Genomic DNA, 1,709 nt, shown 5'->3' with positions numbered 1-1,709 from the left:
TGGTCTCGCACGCCGCCCCGGCCCCCGGCTTCGCGGCCTTCGCCGCCCCGGCCGCGGCGGCCGGCCCGGTGCCGCGCCGGGTCGCCGCGCTGCTCGGCCCGGTGCCGACCTCCCGCAACTGGCCGCCGGCGAAGACCCCGGCGGGCCTGGCGGCGATGGTCGCGGCGATCGGTACGGCGGCGTCGGCGCTGTGCGCGCTCAACGCCGCCGTGGCCCTGCTGGTGGTGCTCAAGGCCGTCACCCCGCTGTAGCCGGCGGGGCTCCGGAGCGTCCCCCCGCTGCGGCCGGCGGACCCTAGAGCGTCGCGGCCAGCTCGTCGACGGCGGCCTCGGCCGCCGCCAGGGATTCGGCGGCGAGCGGCTGGAAGGCGTTCAGCGCCGGGATGTCCGCGGCCCGGGTGAGCTCGGCGGTGACCACGTGCAGGTGCTCCGCCGCGACCCCGATCCGGTCGAAGTACGCCCGCAGGTACGGAACCTGGAAGTCGCAGTGGGCACGCGGCGTGCCCGGCCCGTAGCCGCCGCCGCGGACCGCGACGACCACCACGCGGGTGTCGCGCAGCAGCGGCTCGCCGGTCTCCGGATCGTGGTGGACGCCGGGGAAGGTGACCCGGTCGATCCACGACGTGAGGCCGGCCGAGACGGTGTAGTTGTACATCGGGCTGCCGACCAGCAGGACGTCGGCGGCCCGCAATTCCTCGATCAGCGGGCGGCTGAGCGCCCACTCCCGCGCCTCGTCCGGCCCCTCGGCGAGGCGGCCGATGTCGTCCAGCGGGAGCACCCCCTTGCGCTCGGTGCGGCGGCCGAGGGCGTCGTAGGCGGCGCGCACCGGGGGCACCGGGTCGGCGGCGAGGTCGCGGTGCCGGTGCTGGACGCGGGCGCCGTGGCGGACGCGCCAGGCGTCGGCGAAGCGGGCGGTCAGGGCGTGGCTCACCGAACCGGACGGGCTGATGCTCGAATCCAGGTGGAGCAGCGTGGTGGAGGTCATGGCGGTCTCCTGGTCACCTCGGAGGGGGACGGATCGTCATAGCGGTGACGAGCCGCGCCGAGGAAAGGTGACCGATGGACCGGAACGCGATGCCGGGGGCGGCGGACGGGCGGGCGCGGAGCGGGGGAGCGGCCTCGGGGGCGGGACGCCCGGAGGCCGAACGCTTCGAGGCCGAACGCTCGAACGCCGTGCGCGTGGACGCCGTGTGCTCGGACGCCGAGCGCTTCGAGGCCGAGCGCGGCCGGCTGCGGGCGATCGCCCAGCGGATGCTCGGCTCGACCGGCGAGGCCGAGGACGCCGTGCAGGAGGCCTGGCTGCGGCTGGTCCGCACCGATCCGGCGGAGATCGGCAACCTGCCCGGCTGGCTGACCACGGTGGTCTCCCGGATCTGCCTGGACCTGCTGCGGGCCCGTGCCGCGCGCCGCGAGGAGCCGACCGACGAGGCGCTGCCGGACGGCTCGGGCGGCGGCCCGGAGCCGGAGCGGGAGGCGCTGCTGGTCGAGTCGGTGGGCCGGGCGCTGCTCGTGGTGCTGGACCGGCTTGGCCCGGCCGAGCGGGTCGCCTTCGTGCTGCACGACGGCTTCGCGGTGCCCTTCGACCGGATCGGGCCGATCCTCGGACGGACCCCGGTGGCCGCCAAGAAGCTGGCCAGCCGGGCCCGGCAGCGGGTCCGCGGGACGGCCGCGCTGCCCCCGGAGCCACTGGCCGGGCACCGGCGGGTGGTG

General features: G+C 77.2%; 2 protein-coding genes and 1 pseudogene. 2 read left to right on the top strand and 1 reads right to left on the bottom strand.

Annotation, left to right across the window (positions count from 1 at the left end):
- Nucleotides 1–251 (top strand): annotated as a pseudogene (locus ACIQOV_RS40420) (M56 family peptidase); the annotation flags it as partial.
- Between the two features lie 43 nt (nt 252–294).
- Here the strand turns inward: ACIQOV_RS40420 and ACIQOV_RS40415 are convergent.
- Nucleotides 295–984, bottom strand: coding sequence for an NAD(P)H-dependent oxidoreductase (locus ACIQOV_RS40415; RefSeq protein WP_401055990.1), 690 nt, complete (start codon nt 982–984; stop codon nt 295–297).
- A gap of 194 nt (nt 985–1,178) precedes the next feature.
- Here ACIQOV_RS40415 and ACIQOV_RS40410 point away from each other — a divergent pair.
- The coding region (locus ACIQOV_RS40410; RefSeq protein WP_401055992.1) for a sigma-70 family RNA polymerase sigma factor at nt 1,179–1,709 on the top strand (531 nt) is incomplete at its 3' end.

Source organism: Kitasatospora sp. NPDC091257 (genome assembly GCF_044757675.1).
Taxonomy (GTDB): Bacteria; Actinomycetota; Actinomycetes; order Streptomycetales; family Streptomycetaceae; genus Kitasatospora; species Kitasatospora lactacystinica.
The sequence above is the reverse complement of the archived record's forward strand: the minus strand, read 5'-3'. Positions and strand labels throughout refer to the sequence as shown.